The sequence below is a fragment of the Bacillus sp. Medicinal_06 genome, from assembly GCF_056711665.1.
Genome location: NZ_JBWYHD010000082.1, coordinates 1 through 255 on the forward strand (window position 1 = coordinate 1; position 255 = coordinate 255).

The following is a 255-nucleotide window of genomic DNA, read 5'->3' on the forward strand; positions in this document are numbered from 1 at the left end:
TTCTCTCCTCGCCTACCTGTGTCGGTTTGCGGTACAGGCACCTTTTATCTCGCTAGAAGCTTTTCTTGGCAGCGGGGAATCAAAGACTTCGCTCCATAAGGAGCTTCCCCATCACAGCTCAGCCTTCGCGGTAAGCGGATTTGCCTACTTACCAGCCTAACTGCTTGGACGTGCACAACCAATCGCACGCTTCTTCTATCCTTCTGCGTCCCTCCATTGCTCAAACGATAAAGAGGTGGTACAGGAATATCAACC

The 255-nt window shown here is 51.4% G+C and carries 1 rRNA gene; it reads right to left on the bottom strand.

Going from position 1 to position 255, the window contains the following annotated elements:
* A 23S ribosomal RNA gene (locus AC1M36_RS28595) occupies positions 1-255 on the bottom strand; the annotation flags it as partial.